We start from the raw sequence: 19,533 nt of genomic DNA on the forward strand, positions 1-19,533 counted from the left end.
GCCAGGTCGATACCAAGAGTTGATACTTTCATGTGGACGCTCCTCATTTTTTAGGACGTATTGCAACGATCCAGTCTGGTACTTTGATACCGTAAAATCTGGAGCGTCCATCTCATTATCCATGGCACGACCCATAACAGATGCCCCCATAATACCGTCATCAATTGACCGTCGAGCCAGCCCACGAGTGCTAATTGATATTGACCATCGGCAAGCGGCAGCGTCGGGATGATTAATGGCAGCCAGAGTCCGTTATATCTGGCGGGACCGAACTCCAGCCACAGCAGACACAGCGCGGCTCCCAGTATCGCTGCGCCCAATGCCAGCCAGAGGCTGTTACCGATCGCCTCAGCCGTTGGCTGCGTCCATTGCGAAATGCCAGCCAACAACAATGCGCAAACCAGACCGCAGGCGGGTACCACCTGCGCCAGAATACGTCCGGTCGCAGCGTTGGCGGGGGCGGCGCGCTTGCCGCATAGTGCGGGAATAGTTTGCCGCCAACGGCGCCAGCCTGCCGATGCTATGGCCGCGAAGATTAACGTGAACGCCAACAACAGCAGGCTGGCCAACGCACCTTTCGCCTGTTGCAGCGGATCGCCCTGATTAAGCCACTGCCACGCCAGTACCGCCAGCGTTGGCGGATTTCCCGGACCGATCACTAAAGCGACATCCACCGCCGACAGACTCCATGCAACGGTGGCCAGCAGAACAAGGCTCATCGATGGCAGTAGCGCCGGCACAATAATCCACTGCAGACATTGCCAGCGGTTGTAGCCGAGGGTTTTCATGACTACGGTGTGGGCCGCCAGCTGTTTTTCACCCAGTACGCCATACGCCACCCACAGTAAAAAAGCGCTCTCTTTGACCGCCATCGTCAGGCCCAGACCGATACCGTAGCGATCGGCCGGTGGGCTCAACGCGGGAAACAGCCGATACAGCCAGCCGCCTTCGGCAAATAGCAGCAGGGCGGCCGTGGCGAAAGCGACATGGGGTACCGCCAGCAGCAGCGGTAATCTTCTCGCCAGGCGCTGCCAGCCGGCGGCTGGCCATAACGCGCCAATCACCGTCAGGGTGATGAACAGCGCGCCGCCCACCGCCAGCAGCGTAGAAGCTAGCGTCGCCGCCAGCGCCTGCGGCAACTGCGGATCGCTTAATAGCGCCCGCCAGGCCGCGGCGTCGACGGCAGGTACCGCCATCAGCGCGGCGGCGGGAAGCAGAGGGAGATAGACAAGCGCTATCGCTCCCCACGTCAGCGCAATTAGTGGGTACCGTAGCGGCGCAACCATTCCTGCTCCAGCGCGTCAACCCAGGCGGCGTGCGGTTCAGCCAGCATCGGCGGCGTCGCTTTCGGTTGCACGGCGTACAATGCGGCGCGCTGGGCGTCGTTGAGTTTTTCGGGATCGAGTACGCTGGGATCGCCCCAGATTTGCGGATCGGCTTTGCGTAGCTGAGCCTGCGGCGATAGCAGGAAGTTGGCAACCACCTGTGCGCCTGCCGTAGCGCGGGCGTTGGCGGGGATAGCGACAAAATGCACGTTGCCGAGCATCCCTTGTTTGAAACCGAAGCTATAACTGTCTTGCGGAAGTTCGCCGCTGGCGGCTTTTTGCTGCGCATGCAGCGGATTGAAAGTGAGTGATAGTTGTAGCGTGCCTTGCGACAGCATCGCGTCCATCCGCGCCGGTGACAGCGGAAAATCGCGACCCTGGCGCCAGAGCAGCGGGTGTAGCCTGGCGAGATAGTCCCATAGCGGCGCGGTCACCGCGGCGAAACTGGCCGCCTGTGGCGGCTGGCGCAGGGCATCCGGTCGATCGGTTAGCGAGATCAGCAACTGCTCAAGGAAAGCGGTGCCGGTAAAATCCGGCGGCCGCGGATAGGTGACGCTGCCTGGATGCGCTGTGGCGAACGCCAGTAGCGCCTGCGCGCTGTCCAGGGGGGCAGACAGCTGCGAGCGGCGAGCGATAAAGGTCAGCTGCGCGCCGCCCCACGGGGACTCCGCGCCATCGGTGGCGAGGGAGAAATCTTCCCGAACCGGTTTTCGCGTATCGACGTAGCGCCAGTTAGGCAGCTTTTCAGCCCAGCCGCTGCGCAGTAAATTCGCCTGCTTCAACGTGCGGAAATTCTCGCCATTAACCCACAATAAATCGATTGAACCGCCGCGGGAACGACCGGCACGCGCCTCGGTCTGAATACGCTTAACCGCATCGGCGGCATCGGCGATATGTACAATACGCAGATCGACGGCGTAATCACGTTTAACCTCGGCGCTGACCCAGTCGAGGTAGCGGTTAACCGCCGGGTCGCCGCCCCAGGCGTTGAACCATACCGTCTGGCCACGCGCCTGCTGGCTGATGCTCTGCCAGCTCTCGTCGGCGTTGGCGAGAGTCGGGGCCAGCAGCAGCGCGGCAAGCCAAATTAAACAATAACGCAGACTGCGCATATTGACTCCTTAGGGATGAGTGTCGGAAACATCGGGCTTCGGGATTTGGCACAGGCCCTGCGCCGGGATCGCCAACGCGGAATTAAAGCGCGCGGATAAATTTTGCAGGCCGATCAGCGCGGTTAGCTCGGTTAACGCCTGAGCATCGAACTGCTGCGCCAGCCGGGCGCGCAGCGCGTCATCGACGGCGGGCGGCGTCATGCTCGCCGCTTCGGCATATTCCAGCGCCAACCGTTCGCTATCGCTGAATAATCCGCTATTGCGCCAGTCGTTAACCGCCAATAGTTTTTCGCTGCCGCCGGCGCGCTGCGCCAGTTTCATGCTGGTGATATCAATGCAAAATTCACAGTGACACAGTTGGGCGATACGGGCGCTCACCAACGAGCGTAGCAGCGGATCGAGCGGCGAGCGCCGGCGCTCCAGATATCCGACAAACATCGAAACCAGATAAAACACCAGCGGGATGCGACCCCACCAGCGGATAGGGCTGAGCACCGCGCCATAATGGCGACGGTGTAGCCATGCCTGCGGGCGCAGGATCAATGGAATCGACGTTAACGGCGGTAGATTCATGGCGATTTCCTGTTGTGATGCGCAACGTATTGCGCCCTGGCTATCGCGACTACGATAGCCAAAGCGAACATAATAGATAACCCGCTGAGCAGCCAGAACCGCCCCCCCGTCAGCAGGCTTCCGGCCCACGAGTAGACGATAGTCGCCGGTAATTGGCCGACGCCGGTGGCAAACATAAAATGGCGAAAGCGGATTGAGGTTAGCCCAGCGGCATAGCTCACCGGATCGAAAGGGACGAAGGGCAGCAGGCGGCAAACCAGGATGGTGTGCTTGCCGTAACGACTAAAAAAGCCATCTACGCTCTGTAATACCGCCTTGCCGGTCAGTTTTTCTACCACTTCACGGCCCAGTACGCGGGCAATAAAAAAGCACAGCGCCGCGCCAGCCATCGCGCTGACCCATGACAATACGCCGCCCCACAGTGCGCCGAACAGCGAAGCGTTGGCAAAAGTTATCAAAAACGCCGGCAGCGGCGCGACAATTGCCTGCAGGATCATCAGACCGAAAGAGACCAGGGCTGCCAGCGGACCATAAGCGTCAATAAAACGCTCCAGCGCCTGCTGATCGAGGGTGGCAAACGCGCTAAGGCTATGTTGCAGAAAGGAGCGTACGCCCGGTATTAACCACCAGCCGACGAGTGCTGCCAGCGCCAGCAGGACGATAGCGCCGCGTGAGAGCCGCAGCCGTTTTCTGTTATCCATTTTCATCGCCTACCGCGGATGTTGCGACACTAATGCGTTTATAGCGGCCATAACGCCTGGCGGCCTGAGTTAATACAAATAGCGCCAGGCCGGCGATGCTGAGTTTGCCAATAAAGGCCGGGGTGATGCCATCGCGGGCCAGTTCGCTGGCCATAAAAGTATAAATAAACAATCCCGGCAGGGTGGCGATGGTGGAGATAAACGTAAAGGACCAGAAGGGGATCGCCGTCAGTCCATAGGCATAGTTCTGCAGATTATAAGGGAACAGCGGCACCAGCCTGGTGAAAATCAGAAAATCGCAGCCGCTGCGGGCAATACCGCGTTCGAACGCCTGAAAAACGGCATGGTGACCACAATAGCGCTGCAGCGCTTCGCGCCCCAGCCAGCGGGCCAGCAGGAACGACAGCGATGAGGCGACAGTCGCGGCGATAAGCGACAGTAACGTGCCCAACCAGGGGCCGAATATCATACCGCCGACGATGACCAACGCGCTGCCGGGCATCAGGCACAAGGTGGCGATGATAAACAGCAGGATATAAAGCGCATAACCTGCGCTACCGCTGTGCAGAATAAGTAATTGAAGATCGTGAAGGTGGCTGAACAGTCTCGTCAGCCCGGCGTGATGAACAAGCCATGCCAGCAGGGCAAACAGGAGTACGGCAAACAGCAGTTTATAGCGTGCCTGGTAACGGCTTCTTTTGCATGAGGGGTCTCCTGTCTTCGTTTTGCCCGGCAGGAAACGCCGGGTGCGCGCGACAGTATAGTAAATTGCCGTGAGCGACAATGTATACCGTTCACTTTATTGATTTTGCTCAGGATAGCGGGGCTCCGCGCCGGAGCCCCGGAGAAGAATTATGGTTTAAAGGTTGCCCATACCGGCGCATGATCGGAGGGTTTTTCCATGCCGCGGATGTCGTAATCGATGCCGGTTTCGACGCAGCGCTGGGCCAGCGGCGAGCTTGCCAGAAGAAGGTCGATACGCAGACCGCGGTTGTCATCAAAACCTTTAGAGCGGTAATCGAACCATGAGAAGCGCTCATTATTATCCGGGTTGGCGTGACGCCAGGTATCGACCAGGCCCCAGCCCAGCAGACGATCCATCCATTCACGCTCTTCTGGCAGGAACGAACATTTACCCGTGCGCAGCCAGCGCTTGCGGTTCTCTTCGCCGATGCCGATATCAAGGTCGGTAGGGCTAATATTCATATCGCCCATGATAAGCACCGGATTTTCTTTGTTCAGCTCGGTATCGAGGTAGTTCTGCAGATTCTGATAAAACGCCGCCTTTGCCGGGAACTTGGTCTCGTGGTCGCGGCTTTCACCCTGCGGGAAATAGCCGTTAATTACCGTGACATTGCCAAACGGTGAGGGGATTTCCGCCATGATGATGCGGCGCTGCGCATCTTCGCCGTCGCCCGGGAAGCCGCGACGCACGGCTATCGGAGTCTCTTTGGTCAGCAGCGCCACGCCGTAATGGCCTTTTTGCCCATGGTAAAAGACGTTGTAGCCCAGCTTCGCCACCTCTTCGAGAGGAAACATATCGTCGTGAACTTTGGTTTCCTGGAGACCGATAACATCGGGCTGATGTTTATCGACGATGGCGGCCAGTTGATGGGGGCGGGCACGCAGGCCGTTGATATTAAAAGAGATGAATTTCATAGTCGCTGCCACTGTGCAAGGTGAATAGTGCAAGGATGTTAGCAGAATTTCATCATGGTGGCTGCCGGCAGGTGGTTAATTCTACCGATTACTGCGGTTGGCGAGCGAATCGCACAAATTATGCACCGTTTTGGCGCATGTCGCGCCAAAAAAGCGCAGATATCTACGATAAATTTCGTAGAGGATCACAATTACAGAATTATATCTTATCGCTGCATAACTTATCGTCTTTTTCCACTATCCAGCGCCGTTTACCTGATAATTATTCACTAGATATGCATTTTTGTTGAATAATTAGTGCCTGTAACTCGTTGATATCACGTGATTGAGCTCAATTTATGCATTTTTGCCTCTGGCTGGCACGATGCGTGCAATCTACATTTACAGCGTAATAACTCATAAATTTTAACATTGTTCTTACTTTTAATTTACCGGAAGAGGTCGATATGTCTCAGTCAATTACGCGTAGCAATTTTGATCAATGGATGATGCCGGTATATGCGCCGGCGGCTTTTATTCCGGTACGCGGCGAAGGTTCACGGTTGTGGGATCAGCAGGGGAAAGAGTATATCGATTTTGCCGGCGGTATCGCGGTGAATGCGCTGGGACACGCTAACCCACAGCTAGTAAAAGCGCTGACCGAGCAGGCGGGAAAATTCTGGCATACCGGTAACGGTTACACCAATGAACCGGCGCTGCGCCTTGCCAAACAACTGATCGACGCCACCTTTGCCGACCGCGTTTTCTTCTGTAACTCCGGCGCCGAAGCCAACGAAGCGGCGCTGAAACTGGCGCGTAAATACGCCCACGATCATTACGGCAGCCACAAAAGCGGCATTGTCGCCTTCAAAAACGCTTTCCACGGGCGCACGTTGTTCACCGTCTCCGCCGGCGGTCAGCCTTCCTATTCGCAGGATTTTGCGCCGCTGCCGCCGCAGATCCAGCATGCTACCTATAACGACCTCGACTCGGCGCGCGCGCTGATTAATGACGACACCTGCGCGGTAATCGTCGAGCCGATGCAGGGCGAGGGCGGCGTGGTGCCGGCGAAAGCGGAATTTTTGCGCGGCCTGCGCGAATTGTGTGACCAGCACAACGCGCTGCTGATTTTTGATGAGGTACAAACCGGCGTCGGGCGTACCGGCGAATTGTATGCCTATATGCACTACGGGGTGACGCCGGATGTCCTGTCGACGGCGAAAGCGCTGGGCGGCGGCTTCCCGATCGGCGCGCTGTTGGCGACGGAGAAATGCGCCAGCGTGATGACCGTCGGCACTCATGGCACGACCTACGGCGGTAACCCACTCGCCACCGCTGTTGCCGGGGAACTGCTGTCTATCGTCAATACCCCGACGCTTTTGAACGGCGTTAAACAGCGTCATCAGTGGTTTAGCGAACGCCTGAGCGCGATTAACGCCAGATACGGCCTGTTCAAGGAAATTCGCGGACTGGGGCTGCTGATTGGCTGCGTACTGAACGACGAATATGCCGGAAAAGCAAAAGCCATCAGTACCCAGGCGGCGGAAGACGGGCTGATGGTATTGATAGCCGGGGCAAACGTCGTTCGCTTCGCCCCGGCCCTTAACGTGAGCGAGGAAGAGGTTAAAACCGGTCTCGATCGCTTTGAGCTGGCCTGCCGTCACTTCCTTGCGGGAGTTTCATCATGATGGTGATCCGACCGGTTGAAAAAGCCGATTTGCCGGGGCTGATGGCCCTGGCGGGAGAAACCGGCGGCGGCCTGACGTCGCTGCCGGCGGACGAACCCACTCTGGCTGCCCGCATTGAACGCTCCCAGCGGACCTGGCGCGGCGAACTGCCGAAAAGCGAACAGGGCTATGTCTTTGTGCTGGAAGATAGCGTCAGCGGTGCGGTCGTTGGGATCTGCGCGATTGAAGTCGCCGTTGGCCTCAACGATCCCTGGTACAACTATCGGGTCGGCACCCAGGTACATGCTTCAAAAGAGCTCAATGTTTATCACGCGCTGCCGACGCTGTTCCTTAGCAACGATCACACCGGCTGTAGCGAACTCTGCACGCTGTTTCTCGATCCGGCATGGCGTAAAGAGGGCAACGGCTACCTGTTGTCGAAATCGCGACTGCTGTTTATGGCCGGTTTCCGCGACCACTTTAATGACAAAGTGGTCGCCGAGATGCGCGGCGTGATTGATGAGCATGGTTATTCGCCGTTCTGGGAAAGCCTTGGCAAGCGCTTCTTCGCGATAGAATTTTCCCGCGCCGACTATCTCTCCGGCACCGGTAAAAAAGCGTTTATCGCCGCATTAATGCCAAAACATCCGTTATATATCGACTTTCTCTCCGATGAAGCGCGGGCGGTCATCGGCCAGGTTCATCCGCAAACGGCGCCTGCGCGTGCGGTACTGGAAAAAGAAGGCTTCCGTTTTAACAACTACATCGACATTTTTGACGGCGGCCCGACGCTGGAGTGCGAAATTGACCGGGTGCGGGCGATACGCAAAAGTCGCCTGCTGACGGTGGAGGAAGGGCAGCCTGCGCCGGGAGAGTGGCCGCAGTGTCTTGTCACCAACGAGCAGTATCAGCAGTTCCGCGCCATCCTGGTCCATGCCGACCCGGATAGCGAAACGTTGCTGCTGAGCGCGCGTGAGCTGGATACGCTGAAATGCCACCCAGGCGACCGCGTACGGATGGTCCGCCTGATCCCCGAGGAGAAAGCATCATGAGTTTATGGATTAACGGCGAATGGCAAAACGGGCGCGGCCCGCAGCGCAGTAAATATAACCCGGTCAACCAGGCGCTGCTGTGGCAGGGGAATGACGCCGACGCCGGGCAGGTCGCGCAGGCGGTTAGCGCCGCGCGTCAGGCTTTTCCCGCCTGGGCCCGCCTGCCATTTAGCGCGCGTCAGGCGATCGTCGAGAAGTTTGCGGCGCTGCTGGAAGCGAACAAAAGCCAGCTGACGGCGATTATTGCCGCTGAGACCGGTAAACCGCGCTGGGAGGCGGCCACGGAAATTACCGCCATGATAAATAAGGTGGCGATCTCGGTGCGCGCCTATCATAGCCGCACCGGCGAGAGCGAGACGGCGATGGCCGACGGCGCCGCCACCCTGCGCCACCGTCCCCACGGGGTACTGGCAGTATTCGGGCCTTATAATTTCCCGGGCCATTTACCTAACGGACATATTGTACCGGCGCTACTCGCCGGTAATACCATCGTCTTTAAACCCAGCGAGCTTACGCCGCAAAGCGGCGAAGCGGTGGTTAAGCTGTGGGCGGAGGCGGGCTTACCCGCTGGAGTCGTGAATCTACTGCAGGGCGGCCGGGAGACCGGCGAGGCGCTGAGCGGGCAGGCGGATATCGACGGTCTCTTGTTCACCGGCAGTTCCGCGACCGGCTTCCAACTGCACCGTCAACTGGCCGGGCAGCCGCAAAAAATCCTCGCCCTCGAAATGGGCGGTAACAACCCGCTGATTGTTGACGAACCGCAGGATATTGACGCTGCGGTCCACCTGACAATTCAGTCGGCGTTTATCACCGCCGGGCAGCGCTGCACCTGCGCGCGCCGTCTGTTGGTGAAGCGCGGCGCGACGGGCGATGCGTTTTTACAGCGTTTAGTGACGGTGTCACAACGTCTTATTCCCGACGAGTGGGATGCGGAGCCGCAGCCGTTCCTGGGCGGACTGGTATCGCCGCAGGCCGCGCAAAAGGTGCATCAGGCCTGGCTTGGGCACGTGGCGAGCGGCGGACAGACGTTACTGGAGCCGCGCCTGCTGCGCGACGGTACCTCGCTGCTGACGCCGGGGATCATCGACATGAGCAACGTGCAGCAGGTGGCGGATGAAGAAGTTTTTGGCCCGCTGTTGTGCGTGTGGCGCTATGACAATTTCGAGCAAGCGATCGCGATGGCTAACGCCACCCGGTTTGGTCTCTCCTGCGGGTTGATTTCCGCCGAGCGCGATAAGTTCGAGCGCCTGTTGCTGGAGGCCCGCGCCGGGATCGTCAACTGGAACAAGCCGCTCACCGGCGCTGCCAGTACCGCGCCGTTTGGCGGAACCGGCGCCTCGGGAAATCATCGTCCAGGCGCCTGGTACGCCGCCGATTATTGCGCCTGGCCGATGGCCAGCCTGGAATCCGCCGAACTGACGCTACCGGAGACGCTCAGTCCGGGGCTGGATTTTTCATCGCAGGCAAGTTGATGAAAGTTCGCGGGGCCGGGATTCTCGGCCCTGCGAGTTTTCCTCGATCCGTTTCAGTAATAAAGGAGGCGTCGTGGACGACTTTCTGGCACTAACTCTGGCGGGGCGCTGGCCGCATCATTTTCATGGCGAAACCGCCCATTTTCGTTGGCACTGGATCGATTGCGGCATCCTGCTGCTGACCCCGCATGCGCGCTGCGAACGTTCACTGGTGCTCTCCTGCGGTATTCACGGCAATGAAACCGCGCCGGTGGAGATAGTCAACGCTTTGCTTCAGCAGTTGTTTAGCGGCGAACTCCCGCTGCGCTGGCGTGTGTTGGTGATATTCGGCAACCCGCCGGCGCTGCGGCAAAATAAACGCTATCTCGATAGCGATATGAACCGCATGTTCGGCGAACGCTGGCGCAAGTTCGCGCCCAGTGGTGAAACGGTGCGGGCGCGGCAGTTGGAAAGCGCTGTGACGCGTTTTTTTAGCGATAGCCATGGCGTGCGCTGGCACCTGGATATGCATACCGCTATTCGCGGCTCGCTGCATCCGCGCTTTGGCGTGTTGCCGGCACGCGAGGAGCCGTGGGGCGAAGATTTTCTCAGCTGGCTTGGCGCGGCCGGGCTGGAGGCGCTGGTGTTCCATCAACAACCGGCGGGAACCTTTACCTACTTTAGCTGCGAACGTTTTGCCGCGCTGGCCTGTACGCTGGAGTTGGGCAAAGCGCTGCCTTTTGGCGACAACGATTTAACCCAGTTCTCAGCGACGCAGCGGGCGTTAAGCAGGCTGTTGGTGGGCGATTTGGCGGTGGAAGAAACGACTGCGCCGCTGCGCTACCGGGTGGTGCAGCAGATCACGCGCCACAGCGACCAGTTCCGGCTGTATATGTCAGGGGAGACGCTCAATTTTACGCCGTTCAGCGCCGGGACGCTGTTGGCTGAGGATGGCGAAACGCGCTATGTCGTCGAAAAGGCGCAGGAGTACGTGCTGTTTCCCAACCCCGTCGTGGCGCCAGGGCTACGGGCTGGGCTGATGCTGGAACGGTTGTAATTTCCTTTCTTAACTATTCACAGCCGTTGTCGTTCGCGGTTGTGAATATCGAGTGAAATATGGCTGCGCACTGATCTTATTTATTTGTGCCATTGGCATAGTTTGCGGATTATTCCTGGTTAAATGCTTTGTTTTTAATCTCCACTGTTTTATAATCTTAATAGTTTCCTTATAAAACAGCCTGTTATTTATTTTTTGTTGCATATCCCTCCTCATTTTCCTTATTTTCTCCACAATTGGTGAGAAAATGTTTTTTACACTTTCATTGTTTTACGCTTGCACTGACTAATTGACGATAAAGCGCGTAAAGTTAATCTCGTCAACACGGCAATGCGCCGTCAGAATAACTGATAGTAAGGACATAACCATGAAGAAGATTACTGCTCTGTTTGTTGCCTCTACTCTGGCTCTGGGTGCTGCTAACCTGGCTCACGCGGCCGATACCACCGCGACCACCCAAACCGATAGCAAACCGATGATGCACCATAAAGGTATGCCGGGTCATCACGATATGATGTTCAAAGATCTGAACCTGACCGATGCGCAAAAACAGCAGGTTCGTGACATCATGAAAAGCCAACGCCAGAACATGAAACGTCCGTCCCTTGACGAACGTCGCGCCATGCACGATCTGATCGCCAGCGATACTTTCGACAAAGCGAAAGCCAGCGCGCAGATCGACAAAATGGAAGCGCAGCATAAAGAGATGATGCTTTCCCGCATGGAAACCCAGAACAAGATTTACAACATCCTGACGCCGGAACAGAAAAAACAGTTCAATGCGAATTTTGAGAAGCATCTGACAGAACGTAAAGCGCCGGAAGGTAAAATGCCTGTACCTGCTGAGTAACTCAGCGCGAAGAATGAAGACCGCCGGTCTTGCCCAATCATTGCCAGTAAGGCTTTGGGCAGGGCCGGCGGTTTTTTACGTTTACGATATCATTAGCCAAGCGGGTGCAGCTGATACTCACCGCTGAGCAAAGGCTTACAAAGGATCTTGTAGCCATCGTGATCGAAACCGGCTGGCAGTGCGGTGAGTTCAGCAGCTTGCGCCAGCGAATCCACCGCGCCCAGCCACAGCCAGTTATGAATGATGTGGTACTGGACCATATCCGGACCGCGCTCCTCCAGCGCCACCGGACCCGCCCACGGCCAGCACACCAGCTGAAGCTTACTCATCTGCGCCAGCAGCCGCTGGTTATGATCTTCGACGCGCTCTCTACCGCAGCAGGCGCCGGCGCAGCGCCCCAGCGCGGAACGAAAACAGGCGCGCCCGCGACTCAGCGGCTCCAGCCCCAGAATGCCATAACACAGACGGTGCTCATCGGCGATGGTTTGCAGCGCCTTTAATGCCGCGCGGCGGTTAGCGAACAGGCCGTACAGGTGCTGCTGATGGGAGAAATCGACTTCTCGCGCATACACAACTTGCGGTTTACCCGCCTCCAGCAGCCAGGAGCAGAGCTGCTTATTACGCCGCAGTCGTTTATTAAACAGCGGCTGCTGTTCTTTAATTAACCGCGCTTCAAGTAACAGCGCGCCTAATTCCCCGGCGGTCCGCTGCCAGCTGATGCGCCGCGCCTGGCGCAGCATGGAGGCTTCATCAGCGGTACGCAAATGCGACAGCACCCGGCTGCGGATATTCACGCTCTTACCGATATAAAGCGGCAGCGTCTCGCTTTCACCATGGAACTGATACACCCCAGGCAGCTTTGGCAAGGCCTCAAGCCATGGACGCAAGTGTTCGGGGTACTCATAGATTGCCGCCGCTTCAAATTCCAGACGCGGGGCAGATTGTTTTCTGGCCACAACAGCTCCTGATACTGTTCATACATCCAGTATAGCAGGCGAGTTTTATGGCGAAAAGAACAAAAAATAACCCCGGCGCTGGCCGGGGTACAGGGGAGTAGTTACTTCTTCCAGAAATCGTCGAAGACGGTAATCGGCGGGCGGCGCTTATGCTCGGTTTTCAGATACCAGCCTTCGATGGTTTTGGCGATGTTCTCGTCCAGGGTTTTGCCTTCCAGATAGTCATCAATGTTTTCGTAGGTCACGCCCAGCGCGACTTCATCCGGCAGAGAAGGGCGGTCATCTTCGAGGTCGGCGGTCGGCTGCTTCATATAAAGGTGCTCAGGACAGCCCAACTGCGCCAGTAGCTGTTTGCCCTGACGTTTATTGAGACGGAAGATAGGATTAATGTCGGTACCGCCATCGCCGTATTTGGTAAAGAAGCCGGTGATCGCTTCTGCGGCATGATCTGTTCCCACGACCACGCCTTTGGTCATGCCGGCGATACTGTATTGCGCTTTCATTCGCTCACGGGCTTTCTCGTTGCCGCGAACAAAATCGCTCAGCTCAATACCCGCTTCTCGCAACGCCTGCTCGCTGGCCAGCACCGCGCCTTTAATATTGACGGTCAGCACGCGGTCGGGCTGGATAAATTCGATGGCATCCTGGCAATCCTGCTCATCGGCCTGGACGCCATAAGGCAGGCGCACGGCGATAAATTGCAGGCTGCGATCGCCGCTTTCGGCACGCAGCTCATCGATCGCCATCTGGCATAGTTTGCCGGTAAGGGTCGAATCCTGGCCGCCGCTAATGCCGAGCACCAGTGATTTAATGAACGGGTAGGTCTGCAGATAGGATTTCAGGAAATCCACGCTGCGGCGAATTTCGCCTTCGACATCAATCTGCGGCTTCGCGCCCAGCGCCTGAATAATTTGTTGTTGAAGCGTCATTACGCCCTCCGGAAAGTGAGCCTGTATGGCAACCAGCATGGTCTAAAACTACCTCTTTGCTGCTGAAACGACAAGGCTGGTACCGCTGACTGACGGAAAAGAAGGCAACCAATGGCATAGCATTTAATTATGGTGCGGAAGGTAGTTGGAAGTAGAGTGCGCTGCGCCGCTGTTTTTTTGCACATATCTGGTTACCAGAAAAGTTCTGAATTTACATGAATTCGACGTTTGGCTTGAAAAATAACGCTTTTTATTCCAGGCTTAAAACACGCCGATTACATAATGAGGACGGAATATGAACAAAAAATTAGCAGGATTGATGGGCGCAGCGGCAGTATTAACCATGCTGGCGGGGTGTACGGCCTATGACCGCACCAAAGACCAGTTCACACAGCCAGTTGTTAAGGATGTCAAAAAAGGCATGACCCGCAGCCAGGTTATGCAGATTGCCGGTAAACCGTCGTCTGAAGTCACCATGATTCACGCTCGCGGAACTTGCCAGACTTATATCCTGGGTCAACGGGATGGTAAAATTGAAACCTACTTCGTCGCGCTGGACGAGACCGGCCACGTGATGAACTCCGGCTACCAGACCTGCGCCGAGTACGACACCGATCCGCGTAACAGCAAATAACTACGCGTCACAAGCTGAGAGCTACGAAAGCCCGACCATTGGTCGGGCTTTTTTATGGCGGCTAATGCTTATTTAATTGCGCGAATTATTTGGGGGAAATGTGAGGGTAGTCAAAACGCGAGGTCAATGAGAGACAATTCTGTTCAACAGGGAATTATCCTGCCGCCAAATGTTGCCGTATACTCAATGCATAAACAAAACTAACCTAAAGTTACCAGTCTTACCGGCTCTCAGTCATTGCTGAGGCCCAGGTCCTACAAATTGAGGAAGCGTTCATGGAAAAGAAACATATCTATCTGTTCTGCTCGGCTGGCATGTCCACTTCACTACTGGTCTCCAAAATGCGTGCCCAGGCAGAAAAATATGAAGTCCCGGTAATTATTGAAGCGTATCCTGAAACGCTGGCCGGTGAAAAAGGGCCGGAAGCTGATGTCGTATTATTAGGGCCACAAATTGCGTATATGCTGCCGGAAATCCAACGTTTGCTGCCGAACAAGCCGGTAGAGGTCATTGATTCCATTCTGTACGGTAAAGTTGATGGCTTAGGTGTATTGAAAGCGGCCGTCGCGGCCATTAAGAAAGCTGCTGCACAATAATTTTATTTTTTAAACTCGCGATATTCTGGCGTCTGGTAGTTAATTAATACTAGCCGCCACTATATTCAACAGTTTATTTTCCCGTCAAAGAGTAATTTCATACATCATCGCCGTAATATTTTATTGCGGCTTTTAAGGGTATTGACTATGAGTAAAGTGATCGATTCGCTTGAAAAGGTACTCCTTCCTTTTGCTGTTAAAATAGGAAAGCAACCGCACATTAATGCGATTAAAAACGGCTTTATTAAATTAATGCCGCTGACCCTCGCCGGGGCCATGTTCGTATTAATCAACAACGTTTTTCTGAGCTTTGGTGAAGGTTCTTTCTTTTATTCAATGGGGATTCGCCTGGATGCCTCCACCATTGAAACCTTAAACGGCTTTAAAGCCATCGGCGGTAATGTCTATAACGGTACGTTGGGCATTATGTCGCTGATGGCGCCGTTCTTTATCGGCGCCGCGCTGGCCGAAGAGCGTAAAGTCGACCCCATGGCTGCCGGTCTGCTGGCGGTCGCCGCCTTTATGACCGTCACGCCTTATAGCGTGGGTGAAGCCTACGCCGTCGGCGCCAACTGGCTCGGCGGGCAGAACATTATCTCCGGGATGATTATCGGCCTGGTGGTGGCGGAACTGTTCACCTTTGTCATTCGTCGCAACTGGGTCATTAAACTGCCGGATAGCGTGCCGTCATCGGTATCGCGTTCCTTCTCGGCGCTGATCCCGGGCTTCCTGATTTTGTCGGTCTTCGGCATTATTTCGTGGATTCTGTCAAACTACGGCAGCAACTTCCATCAGATCATCATGGACTCCATCTCCACGCCGCTGGCGGCGATGGGCAGCGTCGTTGGCTGGGCGTACGTAATCTTTAACTCCCTGCTGTGGTTCTTCGGGGTGCACGGTTCGCTGGCGCTGACCGCGCTGGATAACGGCATTATGACGCCGTGGGCGCTGGAAAACATCGCGCTGTATAACCAGTATGGTTCTGTCGACGCGGCCATCGAAGCCGGCAAACAGTTCCACTTCTGGGCGAAGCCGATGCTCGACTCCTACATCCTGCTGGGTGGTTCCGGTGCGACGCTGGGTCTGATTATCGCCATCTTCATCGCTTCTCGCCGCGCCGATCATCGTCAGGTCGCTAAGCTGGCGCTGCCGTCAGGCATCTTCCAGATTAACGAACCGATTCTGTTCGGTCTGCCGATCATCATGAACCCGGTCATGTTCATCCCGTTCGTTCTGGTCCAACCGATTCTGGCCGCGATTACGCTGGCCGCTTATAGTCTGGGCATTATCCCACCGGTGACCAACCTGGCCCCGTGGACGATGCCAACCGGTTTGGGCGCTTTCTTTAACAGTAACGGTAGCGTTGCTGCCCTGCTGGTCGCGCTCTTCAACCTTTGTGTCGCTACTGCCGTGTACCTGCCGTTCGTCATCCTGTCGAACAAAGCGCAGAGCACCATCGAGCAGGAAGAAAGCGAAGAAGATATTGCTAACGCACTGAAATTCTGATGTCGAGCGGTACGGGCTCTCCCCGTACCGCCTGAGAAACGAGGGAAATATTATGTTTGATCTGGATAACATCGACGCGGTAGAAACCCCGGAAAATGACCTCGAAGAGGTGGTGATGGGGCTGATTATCAACTCCGGACAGGCGCGTAGCCTGGCCTATGCGGCGCTGAAGCAGGCGAAGCAGGGGGATTTTGCCGCCGCGAAATCGATGATGGAGCAATCGCGGATGGCGCTGAGCGAAGCGCATCGCGTCCAGACCCAGCTTATTGAAAGCGATGAAGGCGAGGGCAAGATGAAGGTGAGTCTGGTGCTGGTTCATGCGCAGGATCATCTGATGACCTCAATGCTGGCCCGTGAACTGGTGGCCGAATTGATCGAGCTGCACGAGAAGGTACAATAGGCTATCCGAACGATGAGGCAGCCGAAGATGATGACCACCGAGATCAGTACCGCCAGGGAACAACAGCTCTTCAACGGGAAAAACTTTCATGTGGTCATCTATAACAAAACGGAGAGCGTGAGCGGGCTTCACCAGCATGATTACTACGAGTTCACTATCGTTTTAACCGGGCGCTATTATCAGGAAATTAATGGCAAGCGGGTGTTGCTGGAGCGCGGGGACTTTGTCTTTATCCCGATGGGGTCGCACCATCAGAGCTTTTACGAGTTTGGTGCGACGCGCATTCTTAACGTTGGCATCAGCAGACGCTTCTTTGAGAAACATTATCTGCCGCTGCTGCCGTTCGGTCTGGTCGCCTCTCAGGTCTATGCGGTGCAAAGCGCCTTTCTCAGTTATATCGAGTCGGTTATTGCTTCACTGAATTTTCGCGAGACTGAATTTGACGAGTTTATTGAACTGGTCTCGTTTTACACCATTAACCGCTTACGTCATTATCGTGAAGAGCCCGTTGAAGATGTGATTCCTCACTGGCTGAAAAATACCGTAGAAGATATGCACGATAAAAACAAATTTGGCGAAAGCGCGCTGGAAAATATGGTGCAATTGTCCGGGAAAACGCAAGAATATTTAACCCGGGCGACCCAGCGCTATTATGGTAAGACGCCGATGCAGATCATTAATGATATCCGCATCAATTTCGCGAAAAAACAGCTGGAAATTACCAACTATTCGGTCACTGATATTGCGTATGAATCAGGATATAGCAGCCCAAGTCTGTTTATTAAAACCTTCAAAAAGCTGACTTCCTTTACGCCAAGCAGTTATCGCAAACAACTGACCAATATTAATTAACTCGCAGCGGTATTTACCGCGCGGTTTATTCATTCAAGTTAACTGTCCGCATTTATGCGGAGAGCGGTCTACGTCTACGCGTAGCGCCTAAGGGAGAAAGATATGAGCCAGAAATTAAAAGTCGTGACTATCGGCGGCGGCAGCAGCTATACCCCGGAATTACTGGAAGGTTTCCTCAAACGCTATCACGAGCTGCCGGTAACGGAACTGTGGCTGGTGGACGTGGAAGAAGGGCAGGAAAAGCTCGATATCATCCATGCGCTGTGCCAGAGGATGGTGGAAAAAGCCGGCGTGCCGATGAAAGTCTACAAAACGCTGGATCGCCGCGCGGCGCTGGAAGGGGCGGATTTCGTCACCACGCAGCTACGCGTTGGCCAGCTGAAAGCGCGTGAAAAAGATGAACGTATCCCGCTAAGCCATGGCTATCTTGGCCAGGAAACCAACGGTGCGGGCGGCCTGTTTAAAGGCCTGCGTACCATCCCGGTGATTTTCGATATCGTCAAAGATGTGCAGGAAATTTGCCCCGATGCGTGGATCATTAACTTTACCAACCCGGCGGGTATGGTGACCGAGGCGGTATACCGCCACACTAACTTCAAACGCTTTATCGGCGTGTGCAACATTCCAATCGGTATGAAGATGTTTATTACCGATGTGCTGCAACTGAGCCCGAGCGATGAACTGAATATCGATCTGTTCGGCCTTAACCACCTGGTGTTCGTTCGCGATGTGCTGGTCAATGGCGTGTCGCGCTTCGATGAACTGCTGGACGGCGTGGCTTCTGGCCGCCTGACCGCGAACTCGGTGAAAAATATCTTCGACCTGCCGTTTAGCGAAGGGTTGATTCGCTCACTGCGCCTGATCCCATGCTCGTATCTGCTTTATTACTTCAAGCCAAAAGAGATGCTGGCGATTGAGATGGGCGAGTACTACAAAGGCGGCGCGCGCGCTCAGGTCGTACAGAAGGTTGAAAAACAGCTGTTCGAACTGTACAAAAATCCGGATCTGAACATTAAGCCGAAGGAGCTTGAGCAGCGAGGCGGTGCTTACTACTCTGATGCCGCCTGCGAGGTGATTAACGCCATTTACAATGATAAGCAGGCCGAGCACTATGTGAATATTCCGCACCATGGCCACGTTGATAATATTCCGGCCGACTGGGCGGTAGAAATGACCTGTACGCTGGGCCGCGACGGTGCGAAGCCCACGCCGCGAATCACGCATTTTGATGAAAAAGTGCTGGGGCTGATTTATACCATCAAAGGCTTTGAAGTGGCGGCCAGCCAGGCGGCAATAAGCGGCGAGCTTAATGACGTACTGTTGGCGCTGAATTTAAGTCCGCTGATTCATTCGGATCGCGATGCCGAGCAGCTGGCGCGGGAGATGATCCTCGCCCATGAGAAGTGGCTGCCGAACTTTGCAGCGACTATCGAAAAACTGAAACAGTAACGGGAGCGGCCGATGGAACGCGTATTGATCGTTAACGCCGATGATTATGGCCTGAGCAAAGGGCAGAACTACGGTATTATCGAAGCCTGCAGGAACGGACTGGTGACGTCGACCACGGCGTTGGTCAACGGCGCGGCTATCGGCCACGCCGCCCAGTTGAGTCGCAGCCTGCCCGAGCTGGCGGTGGGCATGCACTTTGTGTTGACGCTGGGCGAGCCATTATCGGCGATGCCGGGGTTAACCCGCGACGGGCGGTTGGGCAAATGGATTTGGCAGATGGCGGAAGAAGACAGCCTGCCGCTGGATGAGATCGCCCACGAACTGGAGTGCCAGTACCGGCGTTTTATCGAACTGTTTGGTTGCGAACCGACCCATATCGACAGCCACCACCACGTGCATATGATCGCGCAGATCTACCACATCGTCGCCGCTTTTGCGCGCGAAAAGGGCGTCGCTTTGCGTATCGACCGCCAGGTGGCGGCGCTGAATGGCCTCGATCAGGATGCGGCGCGCAGTAGCGATGGCTTCAGCAGCGAATTTTACGGTGAAGCGGTTTCACAAGCGCTGTTCCTGCAGACGCTGGATGCCTCACTTGAACGGCAGGAAAACTCGCTGGAAGTGATGTGTCATCCGGCATTTGTCGATAACACCATTATGGGCAGCGCTTACTGCTATCCGCGGCTGACCGAACTGGACGTGCTGACGTCCGGCGAACTGAAGTACGCTATTGCGGAACGCGGCTACCGGCTCGGAAACTATCGCGACGTATAAAGAGAGGAAAGCCC

At 55.8% G+C, this 19,533-nt stretch carries 19 protein-coding genes and 2 pseudogenes; 13 read left to right on the forward strand and 8 right to left on the reverse strand.

The genetic code is table 11. The features are described from left to right. Positions 1–113: 113 nt before the first annotated feature. The 6 genes and pseudogenes from AC22LX_RS00005 to xthA all read right to left on the reverse strand — a co-directional run. A pseudogene (locus tag AC22LX_RS00005) lies at positions 114–1,286 on the reverse strand (ABC transporter permease family protein); the annotation flags it as partial. Continuing rightward, entirely contained in the window at positions 1,259–2,437 is a 1,179-nt protein-coding gene (locus AC22LX_RS00010) for an ABC transporter substrate-binding protein (RefSeq protein WP_045393254.1), read from the reverse strand. The gene AC22LX_RS00010 and the pseudogene AC22LX_RS00005, both read right to left, overlap by 28 nt. Positions 2,438–2,446: 9 nt before the next feature. Further along, positions 2,447–3,010 (reverse strand): carboxymuconolactone decarboxylase family protein, encoded by a 564-nt coding sequence (locus AC22LX_RS00015; protein WP_487333644.1) that lies wholly within the window; start codon positions 3,008–3,010, stop codon positions 2,447–2,449. Next, positions 3,007–3,717 (reverse strand): TVP38/TMEM64 family protein, encoded by a 711-nt coding sequence (locus AC22LX_RS00020; protein ID WP_413771598.1) that lies wholly within the window; start codon positions 3,715–3,717, stop codon positions 3,007–3,009. The genes AC22LX_RS00015 and AC22LX_RS00020 overlap by 4 nt, the downstream gene beginning before the upstream one ends. Continuing rightward, positions 3,704–4,324 carry a TVP38/TMEM64 family protein gene (locus tag AC22LX_RS00025; RefSeq protein ID WP_161801924.1) on the reverse strand — a complete coding sequence of 207 codons (621 nt, stop codon included), beginning with the start codon at positions 4,322–4,324 and terminating at the stop codon, positions 3,704–3,706. The genes AC22LX_RS00020 and AC22LX_RS00025 overlap by 14 nt, the downstream gene beginning before the upstream one ends. A gap of 239 nt (positions 4,325–4,563) precedes the next feature. Continuing rightward, on the reverse strand, positions 4,564–5,370 hold the full coding sequence (gene xthA / locus AC22LX_RS00030; RefSeq protein ID WP_045393250.1) for an exodeoxyribonuclease III: 807 nt from the start codon (positions 5,368–5,370) through the stop codon (positions 4,564–4,566). A gap of 446 nt (positions 5,371–5,816) precedes the next feature. On the opposite strand from xthA, the gene astC reads away from it, so the two are divergent. From astC to spy, 5 genes are all read left to right on the forward strand, one after another. Beyond that, entirely contained in the window at positions 5,817–7,037 is a 1,221-nt protein-coding gene (gene astC / locus AC22LX_RS00035) for a succinylornithine/acetylornithine transaminase (RefSeq protein WP_045393249.1), read from the forward strand. Next, entirely contained in the window at positions 7,034–8,068 is a 1,035-nt protein-coding gene (gene astA, locus AC22LX_RS00040) for an arginine N-succinyltransferase (RefSeq protein ID WP_032711851.1), read from the forward strand. The genes astC and astA overlap by 4 nt, the downstream gene beginning before the upstream one ends. Continuing rightward, the gene (gene astD / locus AC22LX_RS00045; RefSeq protein WP_045393248.1) at positions 8,065–9,540 is read left to right on the forward strand and encodes a succinylglutamate-semialdehyde dehydrogenase; all 1,476 of its coding nucleotides are present in this window, start codon (positions 8,065–8,067) and stop codon (positions 9,538–9,540) included. Before astA ends, astD begins: the two co-directional genes overlap by 4 nt. Positions 9,541–9,613: 73 nt before the next feature. Beyond that, entirely contained in the window at positions 9,614–10,576 is a 963-nt protein-coding gene (gene astE, locus AC22LX_RS00050) for a succinylglutamate desuccinylase (RefSeq protein ID WP_487333645.1), read from the forward strand. A 367-nt stretch (positions 10,577–10,943) separates the two neighbouring features. After that, positions 10,944–11,426 (forward strand): ATP-independent periplasmic protein-refolding chaperone Spy, encoded by a 483-nt coding sequence (spy, locus tag AC22LX_RS00055; RefSeq protein ID WP_045393240.1) that lies wholly within the window; start codon positions 10,944–10,946, stop codon positions 11,424–11,426. 92 nt (positions 11,427–11,518) lie between these two features. Here the strand turns inward: spy and cho are convergent, their stop codons facing one another. Together cho and nadE are read right to left on the reverse strand one after the other, a co-directional pair. Then, complete coding sequence (gene cho, locus AC22LX_RS00060; protein WP_045393237.1) at positions 11,519–12,382, reverse strand: excinuclease Cho; 864 nt, start codon at positions 12,380–12,382, stop codon at positions 11,519–11,521. Between the two features lie 101 nt (positions 12,383–12,483). Then, entirely contained in the window at positions 12,484–13,311 is an 828-nt protein-coding gene (gene nadE, locus AC22LX_RS00065) for an NAD(+) synthase (protein ID WP_045393234.1), read from the reverse strand. Between the two features lie 295 nt (positions 13,312–13,606). Here nadE and osmE point away from each other — a divergent pair, with 295 nt between their 5' ends. The 8 genes and pseudogenes from osmE to chbG all read left to right on the forward strand — a co-directional run bounded on the left by osmE (position 13,607) and on the right by chbG (position 19,519). Then, positions 13,607–13,945: an osmotically-inducible lipoprotein OsmE gene (gene osmE, locus AC22LX_RS00070; protein ID WP_045393231.1), complete on the forward strand. Its 339-nt coding sequence runs from the start codon at positions 13,607–13,609 to the stop codon at positions 13,943–13,945. 275 nt (positions 13,946–14,220) lie between these two features. Beyond that, positions 14,221–14,541: a PTS N,N'-diacetylchitobiose transporter subunit IIB gene (gene chbB, locus AC22LX_RS00075; protein WP_015366183.1), complete on the forward strand. Its 321-nt coding sequence runs from the start codon at positions 14,221–14,223 to the stop codon at positions 14,539–14,541. Positions 14,542–14,611: 70 nt separating this feature from the next. Then, positions 14,612–14,677: pseudogene (locus tag AC22LX_RS00080) on the forward strand (hypothetical protein); the annotation flags it as partial. Between the two features lie 11 nt (positions 14,678–14,688). Continuing rightward, a complete protein-coding gene (gene chbC / locus AC22LX_RS00085; RefSeq protein ID WP_015366184.1) occupies positions 14,689–16,047 on the forward strand; it encodes a PTS N,N'-diacetylchitobiose transporter subunit IIC in 1,359 nt (452 codons plus the stop codon). Between the two features lie 52 nt (positions 16,048–16,099). Further along, a complete protein-coding gene (chbA, locus tag AC22LX_RS00090) occupies positions 16,100–16,447 on the forward strand; it encodes a PTS N,N'-diacetylchitobiose transporter subunit IIA (RefSeq protein WP_015366185.1) in 348 nt (115 codons plus the stop codon). A 12-nt stretch (positions 16,448–16,459) separates the two neighbouring features. Next, on the forward strand, positions 16,460–17,299 hold the full coding sequence (gene chbR / locus AC22LX_RS00095; RefSeq protein WP_045393229.1) for a transcriptional regulator ChbR: 840 nt from the start codon (positions 16,460–16,462) through the stop codon (positions 17,297–17,299). Between the two features lie 102 nt (positions 17,300–17,401). Then, positions 17,402–18,748, forward strand: coding sequence for a 6-phospho-beta-glucosidase (locus AC22LX_RS00100; RefSeq protein WP_045374759.1), 1,347 nt, complete (start codon positions 17,402–17,404; stop codon positions 18,746–18,748). Positions 18,749–18,760: 12 nt separating this feature from the next. Next, on the forward strand, positions 18,761–19,519 hold the full coding sequence (gene chbG, locus AC22LX_RS00105; RefSeq protein ID WP_045393226.1) for a chitin disaccharide deacetylase: 759 nt from the start codon (positions 18,761–18,763) through the stop codon (positions 19,517–19,519). The last annotated feature ends 14 nt before the right edge of the window (positions 19,520–19,533 follow it).

This window comes from Klebsiella sp. PK01 (assembly GCF_057624675.1).